Raw genomic sequence first — 23,680 nt, forward strand, 5'->3', positions numbered from 1 at the left:
GAGGAATGCGATGCGCTATGCGTCGATCACAGAGAGGCTTGCAAGCCTCGGCTCGGAGAAGTGGGCGGTCCATGCCGAGGCGCGCCGGCGCAAGCATATGGGCGAGGCGATCATCGAACTGACGATTGGCGAGCCCGACATGCCGCCGCATGAAAGCCTGCTGGCGGAGGCCACCCGGGCGATGCATGCCGGACGCTACCGGTATTCCAGCGGCCGCGGCGAGCCGGCCGTCGTCGATGCACTGGCGCGCAAATACGCCAAGCGCCGTGCCGACGTGACCGCGGACAACGTACTCTGCTTTCCTGGCACCCAGACCGCCCTCTTCGCCGTGATGCTCGGGCTCGTGGAGAAGGGCGATGCCGTGCTCGTCGGCGACCCGCTCTATGCGACCTACGAGGGGGTGATCCGCGCCACCGGCGCCGACCAGGTCCCCGTGCCGTTGTACCCCGAAAAGGGCTTCCATATGCAGGCCGAGGACCTTGAGCGCGCGATCACGCCGCAATGCCGCGTGCTTCTGCTGAACACCCCGCACAACCCGACGGGTGCCGTGTTGACGGCCGCGGAGGTCGCCGCGATCGGTGAGGTCTGCCGCAGGCATGACCTTTGGATCGTCTGCGACGAGGTCTATGAGGAACTGGTCTTTTCAGGCAGCTTTACCTCACCTTTCGACAGTCCGGACCTTGCCGAGCGCACGATTGTCTGCTCCTCGATTTCGAAGTCGCACGCCGCGCCCGGCTTTCGCAGCGGCTGGGCGATCGGCCCGGCGGAGTTCACCGGCCGGCTCCTTGCCGTGTCCGAGACGATGCTGTTCGGCGTGCAGCCGTTCATCGCCGACATGACCGCCTATGCGCTCGATCACGCGATCGACACCTCCGCACGGATGCGCGCCTCCTACAAGAGCCGCGCGGACCGCATCGGCACGGCTCTGGCAGATGCGCCGGGACTGCGGCCGCTGGCACCGGAAGCAGGCATGTTCATCGTCATCGACGTGTCCGGCACCGGCATGAGCGGCGAAGCGTTCGCCTGGGCCTTGCTGAACGAGGAGCAGGTCGCCGTCATGCCCGGTTCCTCCTTCGGCGAGGGGGCGGCGGACTTTATCCGCATCAGCCTGACGGTCCCGGAAGAAAAGATCGACGAGGCCTGCGGGCGCATTGCCGCGCTGGCCGGCCGCTGCTCGTTCCGGCAGGAGAAGCGCGCATGAAGACGAAGACAGTCGGCGAGGCGATGGTCGATCTCCTCGAGGTCAATGGCGTGGAGGTGGTGTTCGGCATTCCCGGCGTCCATACCGTCGAGCTCTACCGGGGCCTTGCCGCCTCGAGGATCCGCCACATCACCCCGCGCCACGAGCAAGGTGCCGGGTTCATGGCCGATGGCTATGCGCGGGTCACCGGCAAGCCGGGCGTGGCATTGGTGATCACCGGCCCCGGCCTGACCAACACCATCACGGCGATGGCGCAGGCGCGCGAGGATTCGATCCCGATGCTGGTCATCTCCGGTGTCAACCGCCGCAACTCGCTCGGCCACGGCCGGGGCCTGCTGCACGAGCTGCCGGACCAGGCGGCGATGATGAAGACCCTGGCGCTCTATTCGCACACGCTGGTCGACCCGGCCGACCTTCCCGCCGTCATCGCCCATGCCTTTTCGATCATGGGCTCGGCGCGGCCGGGACCGGTCCACATCGAGATTCCGACCGACGTAATGCCCCTGCCGGCGGGCGAGGTCGCGCTGCGGCCGACCCGCGCCACCCGGCCGAGCGCGGATGCCCAGACGCTCGAAGAGCTTGCGTCCATCTGCAACCGGGCCAGCCGCACTGTGCTGCTGTGCGGCGGCGGTGCCGTTTCGGCCGGAAAGGCCGTGACCACGCTGGCCGAGAAGCTGGACGCGCCGGTGGTTCTGACCACCAATGCCCGCGGCCTGCTCGCCGGTCATCCGCTGCGGGTGCCGGCAAGCCCGAGCCTCAAGGCGACCCGCGCCCTGATTGCCGACGCCGATCTCGTCGTCGGCCTTGGAACCGAAATGGGGCAGACCGACTACGACATGTATGCGGACGACGCCTTTCCGGCGCTGCCCAACTTCGTCCGCGTCGACATCGATGCCCAGCAGCTCGCCCGCGCGCCGCGGGCGACGCTGCCGGTGCTGTCCACCGTTGCAGCGGCGGTCGAGGCCGTGCTGCCGCTGGTCGAGGTTCGCGGCGGCGACGGCGCGCGGCGCGCCCGCGAGGCGCGGGCGGCCGCCTGGGAGGAACTGTCGCCGAAGAGCCAGACCGAGATCGGCATCATCGACTCGATCTACCGCGCCTTGCCGGACGCGATCGTCGTCGGCGACTCCACCCAGGCCGTCTATGCCGGCAATCTCTATCTCGACGTGGCGCAGCCGCAGAGCTGGTTCAACGCGGCAACCGGCTTCGGTGCGCTCGGCTACGGCCCGCCGGCGGCGGTGGGGGCGGCCCTTGGAGCCCCGGGCCGGCCAGTCGTCTGCCTCACCGGCGACGGCGGTTTCCAGTTCTCGCTGGCCGAGATCGGCTCGGCGGCGGATGCCGGCGCCAAGGTGATCTACCTCGTCTGGAACAATGACGGCTATCAGGAGATCGAGAACTTCATGGTCGAGTCCGGGATTGAACCGGAGGGCGTCCGCCCCTCGGCGCCGGACTTTCTCGACATTGCCCGGGCCTATGGCGTGCCCGGCGCCCGGCTTGCCGACGTTGCCGAACTCGGGCCTGCGCTCTTGTCGGCCGCCCGGCGCAACGGTCCGAGCCTGATCGAGATCCACCAGACGAAGACGAGGGGGGCGACGGTCTAGACGCCTGCGCGCTCCAAGGCTCGCGGTTGCCGTCATCCCGTGCGACACTGCCGCCCGATGGAAAGGGGCGTGTTGCCATGCGAATGGAGATGGATGCCGATGGCTGGGAGTGCAGGCGGTGCGCGCGGTAGGAGGGAGATCTGTGCGGTCTGCGGCCAGCAGTTTGCGCCGGGAAGGCTGTACCACGCGTCCAGCCTCCGTCCCGGCATCTCCGGTCTGATCGCGAAGGACATTTCCGGCTGGAGCGGCGACAGTCGCATCTGTGCGCCGGATCTGACGCGGTATCGACGCCGCTACGTCGCGAACCTGCTCGCGCAGGAGCGGGGCGAACTCACCGATCTCGATCGACAGGTGCTGGAAGGCTTCGAAAAGGGCGTGTCCTCCGTTCATGCCAGCGCCGAAAGCACCGACAGGAAGGATCAGGAGGCGACGAGCTTCGGCCAGTGGGCGGCCGACAGGGTCGCAGCCTTCGGCGGGTCGTGGGGCTTCATCATCGCCTTCTGCCTCGTGCTGATGTTGTGGATGGCGGTCAACGCCATCGGCCTGGTTGGCCGCTTCGACCCCTATCCCTTCATCCTGCTGAACCTCGTCCTGTCATGCGTTGCCGCCCTGCAGGCGCCCATCATCATGATGAGCCAGAAGCGACAGGACGAGAAGGACCGGCTGCGGGCGGAGAACGACTACATGGTCAACCTGCGCGCCGAACTAGAAATCCGGCAGTTGCACGACATGATCGATCACCAGATGGCCCACCAGTGGGAGCGGCTGGCCGAACTGCAGCAGATCCAGATCGAGCTTCTGGAGGACCGGCAGTCCCCCGCGCACAAGCCCTGAACGGCGCATACGAAACTGACGACGGCCGGACAGGGCGCAAGTCGAGGTACACACCGTCGCCCGGGCCGCATTGGTCGAGGCAGGTGCCAGACCAGTCTTGGCAGCGAGGAAAAAAGCCGGCGGGCGAGCCCGCCGGAATGTGCTCGGTCTCCAATCCGAGCAGGTGCAGTGACAAGCACCCACGACGATAACGGTCTGGGTCGGCACTTTGTTCTCGCATAGATCTAAAGATTGAGTACCGGCAGGGGCGCTGCCGATCCGGGGCCCGACCGAAGTATCGAGGCATGCCGCATTGCTTGCGCCTGGCAGCCTTCGCAGCAATGTCTCTCGTCGAGAGAATGGTGCCCGGAGGCGGATTCGAACCACCGACACGCGGATTTTCAATCCGCTGCTCTACCAACTGAGCTATCCGGGCATCCTGGCCGGCCTCCAAAGAAGGCCGCGGGGGCGTTTGGTTTCGCCCCGGAAGCGAGCGGGGTTATAGCATCTTGCTCGACGGTGTCCAGCCCCCGGCGCCGATTTTCGTCGGAAAATTCTCTCCCCGGCAAATCACGGAAATAATTGAGGTTTCCGCTGGAAGCCGGCCGGCCGGGCTAGTCGTCTTCGCCCGGCTTGCGCTCGTCGTCGGCGACCGGAATGGCATAGGAGCCGGAGAGCCAGCGGTTCAGGTCGAGGCTGCGGCAACGATCGGAGCAGAAGGGGTAGTGATCACGGCTCGACGGTCGGCCGCATTCGGGGCAGGGGTGGGCCTTGCGCAAGGGCTCGACCTTGGCGGTCGGTTTTGAACTGTCCTGCGGCATTTCTCAGGCCTCGGCCCAGCGCCTGTGGATGTCGTAGCCCTCGCCGGACAGCAGCGCAAGCGTCTCCTGCAGCGGCAGCCCGACGACGTTGGTGTAGGAGCCGACCAGCTTGACGACGAAGCTCCCGGCAATCCCCTGGATCGCGTAGCCGCCGGCCTTGCCGCGCCACTGGCCGGAGGCCAGGTAGCTCTCGATGTCGAGCCCGGAGAGCCGCTTGAATCGTACCTTCGTGTCAACGATGCGCTGGCGAACCTTGCGGTCGGGCGTGATCAGGCAGATGCCGGTAAAGACGCGGTGGCTGCGGCCCGAAAGCAGATGCAGCGCACTCGACGCCTCGTCGACCATCTCGGTTTTCGGCAGGATGCGCCGGCCCACGGCGACGACGGTGTCGGCGGCGAGGATGTAGCTGCCCTCGACCGCGGGATCGCCCTTGGTCGCGGCGAAGGCCGATTCGGCCTTGCCGGTGCAGAGCCGCCGCGCCAGCGAGCGCGGATGCTCCGCCCTGCCGGGGGTCTCGTCGATGTCCATCGGCATCAGCCGATCGGGCTCGATGCCCACCTGCGCCAGAAGCTCGACGCGCCGCGGCGAGCCGGATGCCAGGATGAGCTTGTTGTCGAAAGGCATGGAACCTCGAATGAGCCGGGCGGAAGGGGCGGGCTTACTTGAAGCGGTAGGTGATGCGGCCTTTGGTCAGGTCGTAGGGGGTCATCTCGACCAGCACCTTGTCACCGGCGAGCACGCGGATGCGGTTCTTGCGCATGCGGCCGGCCGTATGGGCGATGATCTCGTGATCGTTTTCAAGCTTGACGCGGAAAGTGGCGTTCGGCAGCAGTTCCGTAACGACACCCGGAAACTCGAGGACTTCTTCTTTGGCCATATTGCGATGACGATCCTATATTGGCGGGCGGCAGGATGCCGCTCCTGAAATTTGCCGGAAACTACACAATCGAGGGTGTTTTGTGAACACTAATGATTCCGGCTTTCCGCTTTTGCCCGATGGCCGGTCGTCGCCGCTCAGGACGTGGCTGGCACACCCGCGCCGAAGCGGCGTTCTATCAGGGAAGTCAGGTGGTTGCGGACGTCGCGATAGGCCGACAGGATCTGCTCTCGCGTGCCGGTGGCCACCGTCGGGTCGGGCGTGGGCCAGTAGATTACCTCCACCGCGTTCGAGCGCGTCAGTTCCAGCGCGGCGTGGTGGGCCTCGGGAGCCAGCGTGACGATCAGGTCGAAGTAGTCGTCCTCCAGCTCCTCCAGCGCCCGCGGCGTGTGCCGCTCGATCGAGAGCCCGATCTCGTCCAGCACGGCATCGACGAAGGGATCGCGCTCGCCGGGGCGGATGCCGGCGGAGGCGACATAGGTGCCCTGCGGCAGAAGCCTGCGGGCGATCGCCTCGGCCATGGGCGAGCGCACCGCGTTCAGCCGGCACATGAACAGGATCGACCCGGGCGCGCGTCTGACGGTTTGCCCCGGAGCGGGCCGATCCGCCGCCATCCCGCTCACCCGCGCCAGTACAGCACGCACACCAGCGTGAACAGCCGCCGCGCCGTGTCGAAGTCCAGCCTGATCTTGCCGGACAGGCGATCCATCAGGGTTTGCGAGCCGTCGTTGTGGATGCCGCGCCGACCCATGTCGATCGCCTCGATCTGGCTCGGCGTGGCCGATTTGATCGCCTGGTAGTAGCTTTCGCAGATCAGGAAATAGTCCTTCACGATCCGCCGGAACGGGGTCAGCGACAGGATGTGGGTCGCGACCTTGGCGCCGTCCTCGGCGGTGATGGCGAAGATCAGCTTCGAATCCATCAGCGACAGTTGCAGCCGGTACGGCCCGCCGCTGTGGCCGGCGGGTTCGAAGACGTTTTCCTCCAGCAGGTCGAAGATGGCGACCGCCCGCTCGTGCTCGACGTCCGGGGTGGCGCGGCCGATCGTGTCGTCCAGCACCACATCGCAGAGGCGGAAGGCGGGCATCTTCGTCATCCCGTCGTCATCCTCCCGGATTGAGGCGGATGGCGACGGAGCGGGCATGGGCGCCCAGCCCCTCGGCCTCCGCCAGGGTGATCGCCGCCGGCCCCAGCGCGCGCAGCTGGTCGGCGCCGAGCCGCAGGATCGAGGTGCGCTTCATGTAGTCGAGCACCGAAAGCCCGGAGGAGAAGCGTGCCGATCGCGCGGTCGGCAGCACATGATTCGAGCCGCCGACATAGTCGCCGATGACCTCCGGCGTATGGCGGCCGACGAAGATCGCGCCGGCGTTGCGGATCTGCGGCAAGAGGCTCTCGGGCTCGGCGGTGGCGATTTCGAGATGCTCGGCCGCGATCCGGTTGGCCAGCGGAACGGCCTCCTGCAGGTCGGGAACGAGGATGATGGCACCGAAGTCGCGCCAGCTCGCCGCGGCCGTCTCCGCTCGTTCGAGCGTCTTCAGCTGACGTGCGACCGCCGCCTCGACCGCATCGGCGAGCGCGGCGCTGTCGGTGATCAGGATCGACTGCGCGCCGCGGTCGTGCTCGGCCTGGGCCAGCAGGTCGGCCGCAAGCCAGTCCGGGTCGTTCTCGCCGTCGGCGATCACCAGCACCTCGGACGGGCCGGCGATCATGTCGATGCCGACCGTGCCGAACACCTGGCGCTTGGCGGCGGCGACGAAGGCGTTGCCGGGGCCGGTGATCTTGGCGACCGGCGCGATCGTCTCGGTGCCGTAGGCCAGCGCCGCCACCGCTTGAGCGCCGCCGATGCGATAGATCTCGTCCACGCCGGCAATGCGTGCAGCCGCCAGCACGACGGGGTTGATCGCGCCGTCCTTCGCCGGCACCACCATGACGATGCGCGGCACGCCGGCGACCTTCGCCGGGATGGCGTTCATCAGCACCGAACTCGGATAGCTCGCCGTGCCGCCCGGCACGTAGAGGCCGACGGCGTCGATCGCCGTCCAGCGCGAGCCGAGGCCGACGCCGATGTCGTCCTCGTAGAGGTCGTCCTTCGGCAACTGTCGGGCATGGTGCTTTCCGATCCGATGCGCCGCAAGCTCGAGGGCACCGACCAGATCGGCCGGCGTCTCGCGATAGGCGCGTTCGATCTCGTCCGCCGCCACGCGCATCGGCGTCACGGCGAAATCGAGGCCGTCGAAGCGCTGCGAGTAGGCGGCCAGCGCCGTGTCGCCGCTCGCCCGCACCTCGTCGATGATGGCGCGAACAGTCGCGTTCACGTCCTCGGAAACCTCGCGCTTGGTCGTCAGAAAGGCGGCAAACCGCGTTTCGAAGTCGCCGTTTCGATAATCAAGCCTGATCGCCAATTTGTAAGCTTCCCATTGATTGCCGGTGATGACGTCCGGCCTGCGCCGTTCCTGCCGCATTTGGCAGGCAGGCGCCTCTCCTTGCCTGGTCCTGCTCTAACCCGCCGGATGGCGCGGTTTCAAGCCGGTTTCCCACGCGCCGCCGGTATCTGCAAGCTGACTTTCGATGCATTCCACCTCAAGCGCGATGGAGGCGTCGCCGGACATCAGCAGGTCGATCGTTCCCTCCGGACCGTCGCCGTGCCGGGTGAAGCGGACCGCCAGCAGCGACAGTACCGCGTCGTGGTCGTCGCGCCGCACCCCGGTCGACCGCACCGCGTGCACGCGCTTGAACACGACCAGCGCCCGATGGCGCTCGAAACCCTTGCGGCGTTTTCCGGCCTTTTCCCAGGCGAAGCGGTTGAGGGCGACGCTGAAGATGCCGTGACGGGCATCCCAGCCGATGTCGCCGACCCTGAACACGGCGTCCTGCAGGTGGGCGGAAACGATCGAGAGATCGTCCGCATCCAGTGCCAGCAGCTTCAGACTATCCATGGCGCTCCTGTCCGCGGCCCGGGCCGGCCGCATCCCAACCTTCTGCCGGCAATGTTTCCTCCGCCCGGACCGCGCCTTCCGGTCGTCCGGGGCACGTGTGCGGCGGCCGGGGATGTTGCCGGCTGTGCGTTCCTGATCAGGAGATAAGACGACAGGCGGGCGCGCGCAACCGTTCAATGCGCATTCGCCGCAGCGCCGCTCAATCGCTGACGCGTTCGACCGATGCGCCGCAGCGCCGCAGCTTTTCCTCCAGCCGCTCGAACCCGCGGTCGAGGTGATAGACGCGCGACACCATCGTCTCGCCTTCGGCGGCCAGGCCGGCGATCACGAGCGACACCGAGGCGCGCAGGTCGGTCGCCATCACCGGCGCGCCGCGCAGGCGGGGCACGCCCTCGATCTTGGCGGTCTGGCCGGAGAGCGAGATCTTGGCGCCGAGGCGCGCCAGCTCCTGCACGTGCATGAAGCGGTTCTCGAAGATCGTCTCGGTGATGTGCGAGACGCCCGAGGACCTCGTCATCAGGCCCATGAACTGCGCCTGCAGGTCGGTCGGGAAGCCGGGGTAGGGATCGGTGACGATGTCGACCGGCTTGATGCCGCCGCCGTTGCGCACCACGCGGATGCCGCTCTCGGTCGCGGAGATCTCGGCGCCGGCGCGGCGAATGGCCTCGAGCGCGGTGTCGAGCAGCTGGATCTCTGTGCCTTCGAGCACAACGTCGCCGCCGGTCATGGCGACCGCCATGGCATAGGTCCCGGTCTCGATCCGGTCGGGCAGGACGCGGTGGCGCGCGCCGGAAAGCGCGGTGACGCCCTCGATGGTGATCGTACCGGTGCCGGCGCCGGTGATCTTCGCGCCCATGGCGTTGAGGCACCGGGCGAGGTCCTGCACCTCGGGCTCGCGGGCGGCGTTACCGATGATGGTGGTGCCGCGGGCGAGCGTCGCCGCCATCATCATCACGTGCGTGGCCCCGACCGAGACCTTGGGGAAGGTGTAGCGCGCGCCGATCAGGCCGCCGTCGGGCGCGGTCGCGTCGACATAGCCGCCATCGATCTCGATTTTCGCGCCAAGCGCCTGCAGCGCCTCGATGAACAGGTCGACCGGACGCGTGCCGATGGCGCAGCCGCCCGGCAGCGACACGCGCGCCTTGCCCTCGCGCGCCAGCAGCGGGCCGATCACCCAGAAGCTCGCCCGCATGCGCGACACCAGCTCATAGGGCGCGGTCGTGTCGACGATCTGGCGCGAGGTGAAGTGGATGGTGCGCGAATAGCCCTCGCTCTGGCGCTCGCGGCGGCCGTTGACCGAAATGTCGGCGCCGTGGTTGCCGAGGATGCGGATCAACTGCTCGACGTCGGCAAGGTGCGGGACGTTCTCCAGCGTCAGCGTGTCGTCCGTCAGGAGCGAGGCGATCATCAGCGGCAGGGCCGCGTTCTTGGCGCCGGAGATCGGGATCACGCCCTTGAGCTCGTTGCCGCCTACAATCCTGATACGATCCATGTGCAGTTACGGGCCTGCGCCCGCCTTTCTCAAACAACCGGCTCCTGGAGGAGGTGCCTCTCTAGAGCATCGCGGCAGAAAAATGAAGCCCGCCGCATTCGCGCGACGCCAAACTGTGGACACAGCCCCCTCCCGGGGTGGCCGGAGCCTCCGAACCGGTCGCCGTGAGCGCGCCGTCTGGCCCGAAGGCGATGCTGTACCTTCCCCCGACGCCGGGGTCGGCGCCGTTTCGATCCTAGTCCTCCGATTCGCGCGATTTTGCGGCAGGCAGGCCGTCCGTGTCGTCGGCAGCGCCGGCGCGGCGGGCGCGCGCCTGCTGCTTGCGGCGGGCGAGATTGTCGCGCAGCGTCCGCGCCAGCCGCGCGGCGCGCTCCGCCTCGCGCGCCTGCGCCGCCGCGCCGGGCGAACCCTTGGCCTTGCTCTTGCCCCCGCCGCTCGCCTTGCCGGTGCTGGAAGTGTCGTCGTTGTCCATGCACCACCGATAGCGCGAATCCGCCGGCCGCAAAAGCGCGGCGATCTTTTGCGGATTTTGTTGTCCCCATGATGCGTTTGCGGCTTGCATAGGGGGTGAGACTGTGGCAATAGGCGCCTCGCTTGATGCGAACGCAGCCACACTGCTTCGCCGGATGCTGCTATAGCTCAGGGGTAGAGCACTCCCTTGGTAAGGGAGAGGCCGAGAGTTCAAATCTCTCTAGCAGCACCAGTTTTTCCCGTCACATTTCAGGGTTCTGGCACAGGTGCCGCAAACTCCATGGTTTGTCTCTTCAGACCCTTGGTATGTGTCTGGCGCTCTCTGAGGGCAAAATCGCACCCAAGCCGTCCAGAATGTGCTGCGACCCCCGACACAGACTTGTTTGCGACCGGAGTTCGGTCGGTAGATGCGCGCGTTTTCACGGGGAGGTGGGCGGCGTAGGCCGCCGGTATCTGGTAGCCGAGCGCTGAACGCGGACAGGCAGCATCATAGCCGGCAGTCCAATGCGACACGGCTGTCCCGGCGTGATCGAGGCCGAAGAACAGGTCCGCGCCGGTCGGCGCCGTCTCCGAGAGTTGGCCGACGAGGTCCGTCATTTCGCCCACAGCGTGCGCCAGAGAATCAGGGTCGGCGAGCGACTGCCGAAGTCGTCAGCACCGATAGCGTCAGGGTCTTTCCGCCCCTCCCGCGATGCTGATGCCGATCCCGCATGTATCCCGAGTCCGAGAGGGGCCGCCCGTCAACGGCGAGGCAAAGACCGGTCAGGCGGCTGCAGGAAAGTCGGCCCCGCGCGGCGATTTAGGGGATGCATCGGGAGCGCTCCGGAGGTGTAGTGTGCCGGGTCGACGATTGCCACAGACTGCTTGAGCGAGGACGGGGCAACGTCTGCTGGCTGGCGCCCGACGACGACGAGCGGCAGGGTCGCTGGCTTGGCCTTGCCCGGGAGCGGCGGTGCCTTCGCCCGGACAACGCCTCCGGGTTTCGGCGCTGTCGCCGCGATAGCGGTCTGGCTGAGCTTGACCATGCTGATGCCAAGCCCGTCGCGTGCGGCCTGGATATCCGGCTTGATGTCGAGCGCCTTGCGATAGGCATCCGCGGCGTCGGCGTGGTTGTCCAGCGCCTGTAGCGCATTTCCCAGCCTGACCCAGCCCTTCGCCAGATGCGGCACAACGACCATCAGCTTCCCGAACGCGTCCGCGGCCGCCTGATGGTCGCCCTTGCCTGCCAGCAGTTGGCCGAGCGCGTAGAGGGTCAGCGCGTGGGCGGGATCGGTCTCCAGGATCTGGCGGTAGGCGTTCTCAGCCTGCGTCGTCTGCCCTTTCAGGTGGATCTTGTTCGCCTCGCGGAAGATGCCCGAGAGCGTCGTTGGCTCGAACCGGTCGCCCAGGTTGCGGCGGGTGCGGGTCTGCACGACCTTGCAGGTGAGAAGTTTGTCGTTGGCGCCGAAGGTGTATTTGTACGCCTCGTCGCCGCGCAGGAAGTCATAGGTCCGGTAGCCGTTCGCAATGGCGTGGCGGATGCTGTAGGCGTGCAGCACAAGTCCCGGCGGCACGATCTCGGCGCTCTCGTCGCGCCCGGCCATGCTGAAGAAGTACGTCTTCTTCACCGGATCGATGAAGGTCGCAAGGGCGCCGAGCGGCCGATCCCGCTGCCACAGGACGGGCAGGAACAGGCTGCCATTGGCGAAGGCATCGCTGAAAACGGTCCGGTTGGTGTTCAGGATCCCGGGCAGGCGATTGCCCTTGCGGGGCCCCCATCGCTTCTTCCAGAAATCGAGGAGGATGCCGACGTCGCGCTCGATCGTTGCCGAATCCGCCAGCGTGATGCGGAATTCTTCCGAACCGTCCACCTTGCGGAGAAACCGCCTCAGTTTCTGGCGCATGTTGGTGCCGAGTTTCTGCTCGAGATACCCGTCCCATGTCTCGGGCAGGTGGACGGACGGACATTTGGCGTTGTCAACGTTGTCTTTTGCGTTGACCATGCTCAGGTTGCGCATCGTGAGCTGCTTGTCCTCGAGATTCTCGAGGAAGCTGCGCAAGCGGCCACTGGACATGGACAGGTTGTCGAGATGCAGATTTGCCCAGTGCATCTTTTTCAGATGCTTGGCAAAGGCCGCCATGGCCGCCCGAGCAAATTCGGGTGCGCAGACCGCCCCGTTGTAGTCGGCGAAGTAGGAGCCGCCCATGTGGACGTCGTGGTAGAAAATTCCGGTCTTGCCGTTCATCCGGGCCTTCAGCCGCAGCGGCATCAGCGCCACGTAAGGTGAAGAACGCGTGCCCTGGCTTGCAGCCAGAACGAACCATTGACCTTCGAAGTGCCGGAAGAAGGCTGAAATGAACTGCCACGACAGGAAATATTGCGCGTCCGGGTCAGCCTCGTAGAGCTTGTCCCAGTTCTGCTTCAGGCTATCAAGATCGTCCCGTCTGGAGATGACGTCGATACGCATACTGCCTCCCCCTACCGTTCAAGGAACCCCCTCGTTCGTGAAGTCAAATCCAAATTCGCGGTTCCGTCAAGCAAGCCGGGACGTCGCTCGTGGCGGGCCTCGTCGAGGATCAGCATGGCCCCAGGTCCAGACGTTTGACTCGTCCGCCGGCAGGCTGAGCGAAATGTTGGAAGGGCGATGCTTGGAATGACCGCTTCCGGCGAAGCGACGTGGAGCGAGAGACGCGGCACCGCCTTGTTGCCGCGGCACTGGCGTCCACAGCCCTCGCGCCGGTCACCGCCGCTGTCCGGTCCGCCTGCCAGGAGGCACTCGATCACGGCGTCTGTCCTGCGTCGGTGTTCCTCAACAGCCTGGCCGGCGACCATTTTCGAACGCGGCTTTTCATCACCCCCGTGCGAGTGGAGGACGGCCTTGTTGCTCTCGCCGCGGGCAGCGCGTACCAAACCTGGTTGGCGGCAGGCGTTTGCCGGCCGTCCGGGTTGCCGGCACGACCTACCCCGTGATCTCCTCCTTCCGCTTCGCGACGAAGGCTTCGAGCGCCTCGTCGACGGCTGGATCGAGCGGCGGCTGCTCGTAGGTGCGCAGCAGGTCCTTCCAGATGGCGTTGGCGCGGTCGGTGCCGGTGCGGGCGCCGCTCTCCGACCAGTTCTCGAAATTGCGCCAGTCCGACAGCATCGGCTCGTAGAAGGCGTTCTCGAAGCGCGCCAGCGTGTGGCTGGTGCCGAAGAAATGGCCGCCCGGGCCGACCTCGCTGATGGTGTCGACCGCAAGGCTGCCGTCGTCGACGGTGATAGGGTCGAGGAAGCTGCGCATCATCTGCAGCATCTCCGCATCGAGGACGAGCTTCTCGAACGAGGCCGTCAGCCCGCCCTCGAGCCAGCCGGCGGCGTGTTCGATCAGGTGCACCCCGCCCATGATCGTGCTCCACAACGACATGCCGCTCTCATAGGCGGCCTGCACGTCGACGGCGTTGGAGGCGGTGACGTTGGAGGAGCGGAACGGCACGCCATAACGCCTTGCAAGCTGGCCCGAGGCGATCTGCGCCTTGGCGTATTCCGGCGTGCCGAAGGCCGGCGAGCCGGTGCGCATGTCGACGTTCGAGGTGAAGCCGCCATAGAGCACGGGCGCACCCGGATTGACGATCTGGGCGAGCGCGATCAGGGCCAGTGCCTCGGCGTTCTGCTGCGTCAGCGCGCCGGCGATCGTCACCGGGCTCATCGCCCCGGACAGCGTGAACGGCGTCAGCGCAATCGGCTGGCCGGCGCGCGCCATGGCGACCAGGCCCTCGCCCATCGGGATGTCGAGCCTGAGCGGCGAGTTGGAATTGATGATCGTCAGCGCCGCCGGCTTTGCCTTCAGCTCCTCGCGCGACTGGCCGAGTGTGATCGCCAGCATGTCGATCGCATCCTCGACGCGGTAGCCGCCGAGCGCCCAGCATTGCCAGTTCTTGTCGGTCAGGCGGATCGCGGCGAGATAGAAGTCGAGGTGGCGGCTTTCCGGCGGCAGGTCGGTGGGCTCGCAGGGGCAGCCCCCCTCCTGGTGGATGACGTTGAGGCTCTGGACCAGCCGGATATAGTCGCACATGTCGGCGTAGTTGCCGGCGCGGCGGCCGCGGTCGAGATCGCTGACGAAGGCCGGTCCGCCGGTGGCGGCGAAGATCACGCTGCCGTCGCCGACCTTCAGGTTCCTTTTCGGGTTGCGCGCCTGCAGGGTGAAGCCGGAGGGCGCGGTGCGGATCGTCTCCTCGATCATGGCGGGGTCGAAGCGGGCGCGCTGGGTCGCCTCGTCGACATCGGCGCCCGCCGCCTTCAGCAGCCGGCGGCTCTCCTCGTGCATGATCTCCATGCCGGTGTCGCGCAGCAAGGCCAGCGAGGCCCGGTGGATCGCCTCGATCTCGTCGGCGCTCATCACCTCGATCGGGCGGTAGCGGTTTTCGACATTGGTGAAGGGCATCTGGCGCACGCCGGCGCCTGCGGCGATGCGGCGCTCGCGCCTGTTGACCGAACTGCGTGCCATGGTGGAACTCCCTGTGCTCATTGTCGCCGGGCATCCCGTGTGGGATCCCGTGCCTTGCGCAAAGCCGCCCGGTCCTGCCATCCGCCAGACTCGGCCGGGCTTCGCTCACTTGATCGCCGCATCGTCCGGAGGGCCCGATGCGGGGGCGGCGCCTCGTTCCGCCCCCGCATCGCCTCAAGACGCTCCGGCGCTCCCCCCCGAAGGGAAAAAGCGGTTCACGCCTTCGAGAACCGTGTCATGTCGAGATAGCCGTCAGCGAGGATGACGGGCTTCAGGCCGTTGCGGGCGACGGCGGCGAAGGTCTCGTGGGTGATGAAGACGAAGCCGCCGGATTCCTCCATCAGGTCCTGCATCTTGCGGTAGATCGCGGCCCGCTTGTCCTGGTCGGTGTCGGCCATGCCCTCCTGGTACAGCGCCTCGAACTCGGGGCTGTCAAACTGCGACCAGTTGTAGACGCCGACCTGCGAGGGCCGGAACCAGGTAAGGTTCTCGGACGGGTCGACGCCGCCGGCAAAGCTCATCAGCACGAGTTCCAGCTTCATCCAGGAGTCGCCGGCGGTCTTGTCGCCGAGCGTCCAGTAGACGCCGTCGTCATAGGGCTTGATGTCGACGGTGATGCCGACGGCGCCGAGCAGCGCCTGGATGATCTGGCAGGTGAGCTGGCTGGTCTTGTCGTTCTGGGCCGCGAGCTCCACCGTCAGCCCTGAGACGCCGGCCTCGTCGAGCAGCGCCTGCGCCTTTCCGGCGTCGGCCGGGTAGAGGATGGCATCGCGATGGCCGACGAGCGCGGGCGGCACGACGCCCGTGGCCGCCGCCGCGAGACCGGAATAGGAACCCTCGAGAATCTGGCTGACGTCGACCGCATACTGGATGGCGCGGCGCACGCGCTCGTCGGCGAATTTCGGGTTGTTGAGGTTGATGGTGAGCCAGGCGAAGCGGTTGCCGTCCATCTGGATCAGGCTCGTGTTCTCGGGCAGCTTTTCCTTGTAGGTCGCGAGCGTGTTTAGGCTGATCTTGCCGTAGTCGATCGCCTTGGATTCATAGGCGAGCGCGGCGGCCTCGTCGTCGGCGATAATCTGGAACTGCACCCGCGGAAAGGCCGGGGCTTCCCCCTTCCAGGCCGGATTGAGCTTGAGCGTCAGGCTCTGCTTCGGTACCCATTTGTCGATCACGTAGGGGCCGGCGCTGGCGGGAACCTCGGTGGTGAACTTGCCGCCGGCGGCCTCGACCGCCTTTTTGCAGACGATGTGGCCCATGTAGTAGGGCAGGGTGGTGACCCAGAACGGCGCCGATGGCGACTTGAGATGGATGATGCCGCTCCGCTCGCCCGTGACCTCGACCTCCTTCAGCGCGTCGAAGGCATAGGCCCAGGCGGAGCCGGTGTCCGGGTTCGCCACCCGCTCGAAGGAGTACTTGACGTCCTCGGCCGTCACCGGCCCGAAATCGCCCGTCCACTCCAGCCAGTCATGCAGCTTGAACTCGATCTCGGTTGGCGATTTCTGCGTCAGTTCGCTGGCCGCATAGGGCTTCCAGCCGACGCCGTCGCGCACATCGTCCAGCCGGTTGAGCGACAGGAACAGGCAGCGCCCCACCTCTTCCTCAAGCAGGCCGTTCTGGAACGCGGGATCGAGGATCTCGATATCGGAGGCGCCGCGCACGATCAGCGTGTCCCCCTCCACCGCATAGGATAGCCCGGGCCGCAGCGCCAGTGCGGCCGCGCCCGCTGCGGCGCCCGTCAGGAACTGCCGTCTGTTGATCGAGATCGTGGTCATGCTCGTCTCCCCTCTGGTTTGTTGTTTCGTCGAACTCTGGTCTTGCTATTTCGATACGAGCCGGAGACCGGGCGGCGGAGCCGACATCGGCCCCGGCAGTGGAAAATGACAGGCGACCTGTCGGTCCGCGGCGGCCTCGGCGAGCACGGGCGCCAAGTGGCGGCAGCGGTCCTGCGCGAACCGGCAGCGGGTGTGGAACTCGCATCCCCCCGGCCGGGCGGCAATGCTCGGCACCTCGCCGATCACCGGCGGCTCGGCACGACGCTTCGATGGGTCTGGAACCGGTTCTGAATCGAGCAGCGCGCGCGTGTAGGGATGTTTCGGCGCGCGCAGGATCGCGGCGGCCGGACCGCTCTCGACCACGCGGCCGAGATAGAGGATGACGATCCGGTCGGCGACGTGGCGGACCACCGAGAGATTGTGCGTGATCAGCAGGAAGGCGGTTCGCTGCTGCTCGCGAATGTCGAGAAACAGGTTCAGCACGCCGCCCTGCACCGAAACGTCAAGCCCGGCGGTCGGCTCGTCGGCGACGATCAGCTTCGGCACCACCGACAGCGCCCGGGCGACCGCCGCGCGCCGGGCCTGACCGCCGCTCAGCGCGTGCGGGAAGCGGGACAGGAAGCGCTCGGAAAGGCCGGCCTGTTGCGCCAGGGCTGCGATGTCGGCCATGCGGGTCGAGCCTGAACGGGCGATCCGGCGCGGCTCGGCGATCATCGCCCCGATCCGCTGGCGAGGGTTGAACGAACTGATCGGATCCTGAAACAGCAGCGCGGCCTGCCGCCGCACGGCCCGGAAGCTGCGGCCGGAAAAGTCCGGCAGCGTGGCGCCGTCGAACGTGATCGTCCCCGACGACGGCCTGACCAGGCCAAGCAGGGCGCGGCCGAACGTGGTCTTGCCTGAGCCGCTTTCGCCGACCATGCAGACGATTTCGCCCGGCCGGATCGACAGGGACACATCAACGAGGATCGACAGCGGATTGACCCGCGCGAAGGGCAGCCGCGTCGCCGGCACGTGCACCGAAAGCCTGTTCGCCTCGATCAGGGCCGGCGTCGCGCTCATGGCGTGCTCCTGTGGCAACGGGCGTGATGCGAGGGCTCGACCGGCGTCGCCCAGGGCGGCGACACCCGGACGCAGCGGTCCTCGGCGAAGCGGCAGCGCCCGGCGAAGTCGCACCCCGTCCCGCCGGGGCGCGGCACCGAGCCGGCAATGACCGGCAGCCTGCCCATGCCCGGCGGGATCAATGCCGGTTCGCAGGCGAACAGCGCCTGGGTATATGGGTGGCGCGGATCGCGGAAGATGGTCTCGACCGGGCCTTCCTCGACGATCCGGCCGGCATACATGACCGCGACGCGGTCGCAGATCTCGGCGATGACGCCGAGATGGTGCGAGATCACCAGGATCGAGACGCCGGCACTGTCGCGCAGGGTGCGCATCAGGTGCAGGATCTGCGCCTCCATGGTCACGTCGAGGGCGGTGGTCGGTTCGTCGGCGATCAGCAGCGACGGCTTCATCAGCAGCGCGGCGGCGATTGCCACCCGCTGCAGCATGCCGCCCGACAGCTGGAACGGATAGGCGTCGAGCTTGCCGATTGGGTCGGGAATGCCGACGCTGCGCAGCGCCGCGACGATGCGCTCGCGCTTGGCTGCCGTCGGCTGGTCGCGGTCGCGCCAGAGCAGGTCGATCAGTTGCCGCCCGAGCGTGTGGATCGGGCTGAAGGCGGTCATCGGATTCTGGAAGATCATCGCCGCGGCGGGGCCGCGAAGCGTTGCCAGGGTTTCGCGGTCCGCCGTCAGGATGTCGTTGCCGGCGAGCCGAAAGCGATCGCCGGCGACGCGTGCGGCTCTTGGCAGCAAGCCGAGTATGGCGTGGGCCAGCGTCGACTTGCCCGAGCCGCTCTCGCCGATGATGCCGACGATCTCGCCCGGCCTGATCGACAGATCCACCCCGACCACCGCCGGCACGAGTTGGCCATAGGTCACCGACAGGTTGGTCGTCTCGAGAACCGGGGCGCTCATGGCTTGCGCTCCGGATTGAGTTTCGGATCGAGCGCGTCGCGCAGGGCCTCTCCGAAAAAGGTGAAGCCGATCGTTGCGAGGATCAGCGGCACGCCGCCGGCGATCACGGGAACCGCGCTGTTGCGGATGACGGCAAATCCGTCGCTAAGAATGTTGCCCCAGCTCGGAATCTGCGGCTTCACCCCGAGCCCGAGGAAGGAGAGCCCGGCTTCGAGCGTGATGACGGTGGCGATGTCGAGGCAGGCGAGGATCAGCAGCGGCCCGATGACGTTCGGCAGCAGGTGCCGCAGCAGGATGCGCGGCGTCCCGGCGTTCATCGCCTGCTCGGCCTTGATGAAGTCGCGTGTCTTCAGGCCGAGCGTCTGGGTCCGCACGAGACGTGCATAGGACGGCACCGAATAGAGCACGATGACGAGGATTACGGTGGAGACGCCGGGGCCCAGCAGCACGACGACGGCCAGCCCCAGCATGATCATCGGCAGCGAACTGACGCTGTCGAAGAACAGGATGAGGATGCCGTCGAGCCAGCGTGGCCCGTAGCCGGCGATCATCCCGAGCGGCAGGGCGATCGCCAGCGCCGCCGTCAGCGCCGTCAGCGCCACCGTCATCGCCGTGCGCGTGCCGACGATCACGCGCGAGAGCAGGTCACGACCGAGCTGGTCGGTGCCGAGCAGGTGGGCAAGAGACGGCTCGGCCAGCCGCTCCTTCACATTGATGGCGGTCGGGCTGTAAGGGGCGATATAGGGGGCGAACAGGGCGGTCAGCACGATCAGGACGACGAGCACGGTGCCGATGGCGCCGAGCGGGGTCGACATGATGTGGCCCACCGTCAGCGCGATGCGGCGCGGCACGCCGGGCTCGGGGAGTGCGGTTTCGCCTGAAGTCGGGATTGTCACCGTCGCCATGTCAGAGAGCGCTCCTGACGCGGGGGTCGAGCCAGGCCGTGACGGCGTCGGCGACGATCATGCAGGTAACGTAGAGCCCCGAAGTCACCAGCACCGTTCCCATGACCAGCGGGTAGTTGCGCGACATCACGGCGTCATAGGTCATCTTGCCGAGCCCGGGGCGGGTGAACACGATCTCGGCGAAGACCGAGCCTGTCAGCAGGCCGCCGAAGCCGATGGCGATGACCGAGAGCACGGCGAGCAGCGCCTGCTTCAGCGCGTAGCGGTAGATGATGCGGGTTTCGGCGACGCCGTAGGAGCGCAGCGTGCGGACGTAGTCTTCGCCCATCGCCTCGATCATCGCGGCGCGGACGAGGCGGGACACGTAGCCGACCCAGCCGAGGCCGACGGCGAAGGAGGGCAGGATCAGCGCGCGGACCTGCGCGCCGATGTCGCCGGGTTCTCCGGCGCCGATCGCCGGCAGCCAGTTCAGCCATACCGCGAAGACGAGCAGCGAATAGAGCGCGACGACGAAGGATGGCACGGCGACGAAGGCGATCGAGACGAGGCCGATCAGCCAGTCGCCCCATCTGCCGTGATGGACGACGGCGACGCAGCCGAGCAGGACGCCGAGCGCCACCGCCCAGACGAAGCTCGCCAGCGCCAGCGTCACCGTGAAGGGCAGGACTTCCAGGATCATCGTCAGCACGGGGCGCCGGCTCCAGACATCCTGGCCGAGGTCGCCCTGCGACAGTCGCGCCAGGAACAGGCCAAGCTGCTCCAGGATCGGTCGGTCGAGACCCATCATCTCGCGGAACGCCTCGCGCATCTCCGGCGTCGAGCGCGGTCCCAGCGCCACCACCGTCGGGTCGCCGGGGATCATGTGCATCATCGAGAACAGCAGGACCGCGACGACCAGCAGGATGACCAGGGCAAGGGCCGTGCGGCGCAGCAGGAAGGCGATCATCGGCAAGCCTCCCCGCGACCGGCGTGCAGCCGGTGGGCGATGCTTCGCCGCGCCGGGCCGGCCGGAGCTACAGGTGATCGCGGTCGATCCATTCGTCCCCCTCCCGCGCGAAGACCAGCTCGCCGCGCTCGCGCACTTCGAGCCGCCATTCCAGACGGAACTGCTTTTCCGTCGACGTGACCACCACCCGCGACGTTGCTTCCGCATCCGCCTCGCCGCTGCGATAGCCCAACACCCAGCCGGTATCGAGCCGGGCCGAGAGCGGGTCGTCCTCGGTGATCTCCATCTGGTCGACGACGCGCGCCCAGGTTTCGTTGGCGCGGTCGGTCAGCAATTGTCGGCCGTGGTTGCTGGACAGCGTCACGGTCTCGCGCCGGGCGCCGGCATCGACGGTGAGCAGACGGGAATGCACCTCGTCCTCCAGCACATCCATCGCCACCGGCGGCGAGATCTCGGCATCCGCAAAGCGGTCGGCGCCATCCCCGGGCTGCGGCGTGCGCACCGGCAGGATCAGGCGGCAAGTGCCGGACCGAAACGCGAACGTCGGCATTCCGGGCTGCGGCCACAATACCGGCCAATGCTGGTTCGACAACGCCAGGCGCAGGCGGTTGCCGCGGCCGAGGCGGCGGCCGCAATGATTGAGTTCGAACCGCGCCGTCACAGGCGCGCCGGCCTCGATCGGCGCCGGGTGCTCGCGGCTTTCCCGGTGGGCGAGGTTCAAGGCCCCCCAGGTAACGAGCGTCGAGGTGCCGTCCGGCAGGACCTCGCACAGCCGTGCGGTCAGCGTGCCGAAGGGCAGGTCGGCGATCAGCGTGAATTCCAGTGCCGGCGCACCGAGCAGGTCCATGTCCTCGGCCAGCGGCACGGTGTCGAAGCAGAGCGCCAGCCCGTCCTCGCGGCGCTGGTCGCCGGCCATGTCGGGCACATCGCCGCCATAGCCGCCGTAACGGCCGCAGTCGCGGCCGGCGGTCACCGGCGAGCGCAGGCGCAGCGCCTCGCCTGCGGCGGGGGTTGCGGCCAGCATGCCGGCATTGAGGAACAGCACCCGCTCGCCGACATTCGGGGACGGCCAGCACGGATCGTCGACCCAGCGGCCCGGATGTTCCGGGTAGTGGTGGGCCGGCCGGTGCGGATCCTTCTGGTAGGTCGTGTAGGCCGGCTCGTCCATGATGCCGGTGTCGATGCCCTCGAGCCAGTGTCGCCACCAGCGGATCGCCTCGCCGAGATAGTGGATCGCCGGGCCGGGCTCGCCAAGGAACGGATAGGCGTGCGTCCAGGGCCCGATCAGCGCCTTGCGCGGCCCGGCGAGTCCTTCCATCAGCCGCGGCACGGCGTTGAAATAGGTGTCGTCCCAGCCGCTGATCGCGTAGACGGGGATGGCGATGCGGGAGAAATCCTCGCACACCGAGCCGCGCTGCCAGTAGGCGTCGCGGCGCTGGTGGCGCATCCAGACCGACGACCAGCACGCGGTTGCCTCCAGCCGCTCCTGCCACATCGCCCGCCAGCGTTCGCCGACGATCTGCGGGTCGGGCGGCAGGGCGCCGAGGCCGAGGATGAAGGACGACCACATGCCGTCCTCGGTCAACAGGTTGCCGCCGTAATAGTGCACGTCGTCGGCATAGCGGTCATCGGAGCAGCAGAGCGCGATGATCGCCTTCAGTTCTGGCGGACGGCGGGCGGCGACCTGCAGCGCGTTGAATCCGCCCCACGAGATGCCGGTCATGCCGACCGCGCCGGTGCACCAAGGCTGGCTTGCGAGCCAGGCGATGATCGCGCAGGCGTCGTCCTGCTCCTGCTCGGTGTATTCGTCGCTGAGGACCCCCTCGGAGTCGCCGGAGCCGCGGATGTCGACCCGGCAACAGGCAAATCCGTGGCCGGCGACGTAGGGATGCATCTTCATGTCGCGGAACACGGTGCCGTCGCGTCGGCGATAGGGGATGAGTTCCAGGATGGCCGGCACCGGCCGTTCCTCCGCATCGCGCGGCAGCCAGATCGTGGCGGCAAGGCGCGTCCCGTCAGCCATGGTGATGAACACCGGATCGAGCGTGCGGATCCGCCGCGGGAAGGTGTCGACGACCCGGGTCATGGCGTTTCGCTCCGGGGCTCGCGTGCGGTGACCGCCTCGGTCTCCGCCTCGTCGTGCGGTGTCCACTCGTAGACCATGGGAGAGGTCTGCGGGTAGGCCACGAACTGCTCGCGCGACTTGGCCGCCGGCTTCCGGAAACGGCGCCACAGGGCGTAGAGCAGGAACAGAACGGACAGCGCGATCGCGTACCAGAAGAAGATGGTCGCACCGAAGGGGGCAACGCCGGCGGTGACGATCGCCGGGCCGATCGTGCCGCCAAAGGCCCAGAGCAGCAGCAGGTTGGACGACAGCGTCACGAACTCGTTCGGGTCGGCGCGGTCGTTGGCATGGGCGACGCCGAGCGGATAGAAGATTTCGGAAATGCCGCCGAAGATGGAAAACAGGATCAGGAAGGCCCAGAACGGCGTCGCCGGGCCGGCGAGCAGGAACACGGCGCAGACCGCGGCCAGCAATACCGACAGCCACAGCATCATCATGCGCCGGTCGGTGCGGTCGGAGAGATAGCCGAGCGGGAACTGCAGGAACAGGGCGCCGAGCTGGGTCGCCGCCATCAGCAGCACGATGGTCTGCTGCGAGAACTGCATTTCCAGCCCGTACAGCGGGCCGATGGAGGCAAAGGTCGAGGAAATCAGCCCGGTCATGAGGCAGGCGAGCGCACCGACCGGCGAGATGCGGAAAGTGCGGAACAGGCGGATGCCGACGGGTACATGCAGCTGCGGCTCGCCGACCCAGATCGCGGTCAACGGTACCAGCGCCAGCACGTAGAACGCTGCCGTGATCATCAGCATCGGCTGTCCGGCCGGGTCGATGTTGGTCGCGAGCAGCTGGCCGAGGCCGTAGAACAGGCCGAGGAGCAGGACGTAAAGCGTTAGGATGCGACCGCGGTTCTGGTTCGAGACCATCGCGTTCATCCAGCTCTCGATCACTACCGCCTGGCCGGCATTGGAAAAGCCGACGACCGCCTGGATCGCCATGAAGACGACGAGGTGCGGCTGTGTGCCGAGCGACAGGATCAGCACCGCCGAGGTGGCCGCAAGCGCGGCATAGGCCCGAACCTCGCCGACGGAGCGCATCAGTTTCACCGAGCCGATGCAGCCGACCAGAAAGCCGGCACCTTCCGCGCCGACGACGAGCCCCACGGCGTCGGGGCCGTGCCCCTCGGCGATCAGCCGCAGCGGCAGCAGCGTGTGGAACAGGCCCGAACCGACGGCATGCAGCGCGCCGCCCGCCAGCGGCGAGGCGATCGAGAAGCGCGACATGCCGGCCGGGAGCTGGTTCATGGAA

Annotated in this window: 21 protein-coding genes and 2 tRNA genes; 4 read left to right on the forward strand and 19 right to left on the reverse strand. The window is 67.4% G+C overall.

Features of this window, described 5'->3' with window-relative positions; all coding sequences use genetic code 11:
- The first annotated feature begins 10 nt into the window (after positions 1-10).
- The 3 genes from ACXAGF_RS02405 to ACXAGF_RS02415 all read left to right on the forward strand — a co-directional run bounded on the left by ACXAGF_RS02405 (position 11) and on the right by ACXAGF_RS02415 (position 3,633).
- Positions 11-1,201: a pyridoxal phosphate-dependent aminotransferase gene (locus tag ACXAGF_RS02405; protein WP_475014258.1), complete on the forward strand. Its 1,191-nt coding sequence runs from the start codon at positions 11-13 to the stop codon at positions 1,199-1,201.
- Positions 1,198-2,799, forward strand: coding sequence for a 5-guanidino-2-oxopentanoate decarboxylase (locus ACXAGF_RS02410; RefSeq protein ID WP_475014260.1), 1,602 nt, complete (start codon positions 1,198-1,200; stop codon positions 2,797-2,799). The genes ACXAGF_RS02405 and ACXAGF_RS02410 overlap by 4 nt, the downstream gene beginning before the upstream one ends.
- A gap of 99 nt (positions 2,800-2,898) precedes the next feature.
- Positions 2,899-3,633, forward strand: coding sequence for a DUF1003 domain-containing protein (locus ACXAGF_RS02415; RefSeq protein ID WP_475014262.1), 735 nt, complete (start codon positions 2,899-2,901; stop codon positions 3,631-3,633).
- Between the two features lie 339 nt (positions 3,634-3,972).
- Here the strand turns inward: ACXAGF_RS02415 and ACXAGF_RS02420 are convergent.
- The 10 genes from ACXAGF_RS02420 to ACXAGF_RS02465 form a co-directional block, all read right to left on the reverse strand.
- A tRNA-Phe gene (locus ACXAGF_RS02420) sits at positions 3,973-4,048 on the reverse strand.
- Positions 4,049-4,226: 178 nt separating this feature from the next.
- Positions 4,227-4,433 carry a DNA gyrase inhibitor YacG gene (yacG, locus tag ACXAGF_RS02425; RefSeq protein ID WP_475014264.1) on the reverse strand — a complete coding sequence of 69 codons (207 nt, stop codon included), beginning with the start codon at positions 4,431-4,433 and terminating at the stop codon, positions 4,227-4,229.
- 3 nt (positions 4,434-4,436) lie between these two features.
- On the reverse strand, positions 4,437-5,057 hold the full coding sequence (locus ACXAGF_RS02430) for a Maf-like protein (protein ID WP_475014266.1): 621 nt from the start codon (positions 5,055-5,057) through the stop codon (positions 4,437-4,439).
- A 34-nt stretch (positions 5,058-5,091) separates the two neighbouring features.
- Positions 5,092-5,310: a translation initiation factor IF-1 gene (gene infA, locus ACXAGF_RS02435; RefSeq protein WP_014327290.1), complete on the reverse strand. Its 219-nt coding sequence runs from the start codon at positions 5,308-5,310 to the stop codon at positions 5,092-5,094.
- A 137-nt stretch (positions 5,311-5,447) separates the two neighbouring features.
- Complete coding sequence (locus tag ACXAGF_RS02440; RefSeq protein WP_475014268.1) at positions 5,448-5,924, reverse strand: arsenate-mycothiol transferase ArsC; 477 nt, start codon at positions 5,922-5,924, stop codon at positions 5,448-5,450.
- A 5-nt stretch (positions 5,925-5,929) separates the two neighbouring features.
- Complete coding sequence (locus ACXAGF_RS02445) at positions 5,930-6,397, reverse strand: UPF0262 family protein (RefSeq protein ID WP_475019194.1); 468 nt, start codon at positions 6,395-6,397, stop codon at positions 5,930-5,932.
- A 16-nt stretch (positions 6,398-6,413) separates the two neighbouring features.
- The gene (gene hisD, locus ACXAGF_RS02450) at positions 6,414-7,712 is read right to left on the reverse strand and encodes a histidinol dehydrogenase (protein ID WP_475014270.1); all 1,299 of its coding nucleotides are present in this window, start codon (positions 7,710-7,712) and stop codon (positions 6,414-6,416) included.
- Between the two features lie 96 nt (positions 7,713-7,808).
- Entirely contained in the window at positions 7,809-8,246 is a 438-nt protein-coding gene (locus tag ACXAGF_RS02455) for a DUF2948 family protein (RefSeq protein WP_475014272.1), read from the reverse strand.
- Between the two features lie 199 nt (positions 8,247-8,445).
- The gene (gene murA / locus ACXAGF_RS02460; RefSeq protein WP_475014274.1) at positions 8,446-9,738 is read right to left on the reverse strand and encodes a UDP-N-acetylglucosamine 1-carboxyvinyltransferase; all 1,293 of its coding nucleotides are present in this window, start codon (positions 9,736-9,738) and stop codon (positions 8,446-8,448) included.
- Positions 9,739-9,973: 235 nt separating this feature from the next.
- Positions 9,974-10,210 (reverse strand): hypothetical protein, encoded by a 237-nt coding sequence (locus tag ACXAGF_RS02465; protein WP_475014275.1) that lies wholly within the window; start codon positions 10,208-10,210, stop codon positions 9,974-9,976.
- Positions 10,211-10,366: 156 nt separating this feature from the next.
- Between ACXAGF_RS02465 and ACXAGF_RS02470 the strand changes: the two genes are divergently transcribed.
- Positions 10,367-10,441 (forward strand) — tRNA-Thr (locus tag ACXAGF_RS02470).
- Positions 10,442-10,949: 508 nt separating this feature from the next.
- Here ACXAGF_RS02470 and ACXAGF_RS02475 read toward each other — a convergent pair.
- The 9 genes from ACXAGF_RS02475 to ACXAGF_RS02515 form a co-directional block, all read right to left on the reverse strand.
- Positions 10,950-12,656, reverse strand: coding sequence for a GNAT family N-acetyltransferase (locus tag ACXAGF_RS02475; RefSeq protein ID WP_475014276.1), 1,707 nt, complete (start codon positions 12,654-12,656; stop codon positions 10,950-10,952).
- Positions 12,657-13,148: 492 nt separating this feature from the next.
- The gene (locus ACXAGF_RS02480; protein WP_475014278.1) at positions 13,149-14,672 is read right to left on the reverse strand and encodes a trimethylamine methyltransferase family protein; all 1,524 of its coding nucleotides are present in this window, start codon (positions 14,670-14,672) and stop codon (positions 13,149-13,151) included.
- A gap of 215 nt (positions 14,673-14,887) precedes the next feature.
- The gene (locus ACXAGF_RS02485; RefSeq protein ID WP_475014279.1) at positions 14,888-16,444 is read right to left on the reverse strand and encodes an ABC transporter substrate-binding protein; all 1,557 of its coding nucleotides are present in this window, start codon (positions 16,442-16,444) and stop codon (positions 14,888-14,890) included.
- 45 nt (positions 16,445-16,489) lie between these two features.
- Entirely contained in the window at positions 16,490-17,503 is a 1,014-nt protein-coding gene (locus tag ACXAGF_RS02490) for an oligopeptide/dipeptide ABC transporter ATP-binding protein (RefSeq protein ID WP_475014281.1), read from the reverse strand.
- Positions 17,500-18,459: an ABC transporter ATP-binding protein gene (locus ACXAGF_RS02495; protein ID WP_475014283.1), complete on the reverse strand. Its 960-nt coding sequence runs from the start codon at positions 18,457-18,459 to the stop codon at positions 17,500-17,502. Before ACXAGF_RS02495 ends, ACXAGF_RS02490 begins: the two co-directional genes overlap by 4 nt.
- Positions 18,456-19,364, reverse strand: a complete 909-nt coding sequence (locus ACXAGF_RS02500) for an ABC transporter permease (protein WP_475014284.1) — start codon at positions 19,362-19,364, stop codon at positions 18,456-18,458. The genes ACXAGF_RS02495 and ACXAGF_RS02500 overlap by 4 nt, the downstream gene beginning before the upstream one ends.
- Before the next feature lies 1 nt (position 19,365).
- Positions 19,366-20,310 carry an ABC transporter permease gene (locus ACXAGF_RS02505; RefSeq protein WP_475014286.1) on the reverse strand — a complete coding sequence of 315 codons (945 nt, stop codon included), beginning with the start codon at positions 20,308-20,310 and terminating at the stop codon, positions 19,366-19,368.
- A 67-nt stretch (positions 20,311-20,377) separates the two neighbouring features.
- Positions 20,378-22,396, reverse strand: coding sequence for a CocE/NonD family hydrolase (locus ACXAGF_RS02510; RefSeq protein WP_475014287.1), 2,019 nt, complete (start codon positions 22,394-22,396; stop codon positions 20,378-20,380).
- Positions 22,393-23,676 (reverse strand): MFS transporter, encoded by a 1,284-nt coding sequence (locus ACXAGF_RS02515; RefSeq protein ID WP_475014289.1) that lies wholly within the window; start codon positions 23,674-23,676, stop codon positions 22,393-22,395. Before ACXAGF_RS02515 ends, ACXAGF_RS02510 begins: the two co-directional genes overlap by 4 nt.
- Positions 23,677-23,680 lie beyond the last annotated feature (4 nt).

The organism is Mycoplana sp. ABR4_002 (assembly GCF_056159645.1).

Bases quoted from the DNA above. Each gene is read 5' to 3' on its own strand.
- ACXAGF_RS02415 (WP_475014262.1), top strand. From the start codon at position 2,899: ATGGCTGGGAGTGCAGGCGGTGCGCGCGGTAGGAGGGAGATCTGTGCG.
- yacG (WP_475014264.1), bottom strand. From the start codon at position 4,433: ATGCCGCAGGACAGTTCAAAACCGACCGCCAAGGTCGAGCCCTTGCGC.
- ACXAGF_RS02410 (WP_475014260.1), top strand. From the start codon at position 1,198: ATGAAGACGAAGACAGTCGGCGAGGCGATGGTCGATCTCCTCGAGGTC.
- ACXAGF_RS02510 (WP_475014287.1), bottom strand. From the start codon at position 22,396: ATGACCCGGGTCGTCGACACCTTCCCGCGGCGGATCCGCACGCTCGAT.
- ACXAGF_RS02475 (WP_475014276.1), bottom strand. From the start codon at position 12,656: ATGCGTATCGACGTCATCTCCAGACGGGACGATCTTGATAGCCTGAAG.
- murA (WP_475014274.1), bottom strand. From the start codon at position 9,738: ATGGATCGTATCAGGATTGTAGGCGGCAACGAGCTCAAGGGCGTGATC.
- ACXAGF_RS02515 (WP_475014289.1), bottom strand. From the start codon at position 23,676: ATGAACCAGCTCCCGGCCGGCATGTCGCGCTTCTCGATCGCCTCGCCG.
- ACXAGF_RS02445 (WP_475019194.1), bottom strand. From the start codon at position 6,397: ATGCCCGCCTTCCGCCTCTGCGATGTGGTGCTGGACGACACGATCGGC.
- ACXAGF_RS02485 (WP_475014279.1), bottom strand. From the start codon at position 16,444: ATGACCACGATCTCGATCAACAGACGGCAGTTCCTGACGGGCGCCGCA.
- ACXAGF_RS02500 (WP_475014284.1), bottom strand. From the start codon at position 19,364: ATGGCGACGGTGACAATCCCGACTTCAGGCGAAACCGCACTCCCCGAG.
- infA (WP_014327290.1), bottom strand. From the start codon at position 5,310: ATGGCCAAAGAAGAAGTCCTCGAGTTTCCGGGTGTCGTTACGGAACTG.
- ACXAGF_RS02490 (WP_475014281.1), bottom strand. From the start codon at position 17,503: ATGAGCGCGACGCCGGCCCTGATCGAGGCGAACAGGCTTTCGGTGCAC.
- ACXAGF_RS02465 (WP_475014275.1), bottom strand. From the start codon at position 10,210: ATGGACAACGACGACACTTCCAGCACCGGCAAGGCGAGCGGCGGGGGC.
- ACXAGF_RS02405 (WP_475014258.1), top strand. From the start codon at position 11: ATGCGCTATGCGTCGATCACAGAGAGGCTTGCAAGCCTCGGCTCGGAG.
- ACXAGF_RS02495 (WP_475014283.1), bottom strand. From the start codon at position 18,459: ATGAGCGCCCCGGTTCTCGAGACGACCAACCTGTCGGTGACCTATGGC.
- ACXAGF_RS02440 (WP_475014268.1), bottom strand. From the start codon at position 5,924: ATGGCGGCGGATCGGCCCGCTCCGGGGCAAACCGTCAGACGCGCGCCC.
- ACXAGF_RS02480 (WP_475014278.1), bottom strand. From the start codon at position 14,672: ATGGCACGCAGTTCGGTCAACAGGCGCGAGCGCCGCATCGCCGCAGGC.
- ACXAGF_RS02505 (WP_475014286.1), bottom strand. From the start codon at position 20,310: ATGATCGCCTTCCTGCTGCGCCGCACGGCCCTTGCCCTGGTCATCCTG.
- ACXAGF_RS02455 (WP_475014272.1), bottom strand. From the start codon at position 8,246: ATGGATAGTCTGAAGCTGCTGGCACTGGATGCGGACGATCTCTCGATC.
- ACXAGF_RS02430 (WP_475014266.1), bottom strand. From the start codon at position 5,057: ATGCCTTTCGACAACAAGCTCATCCTGGCATCCGGCTCGCCGCGGCGC.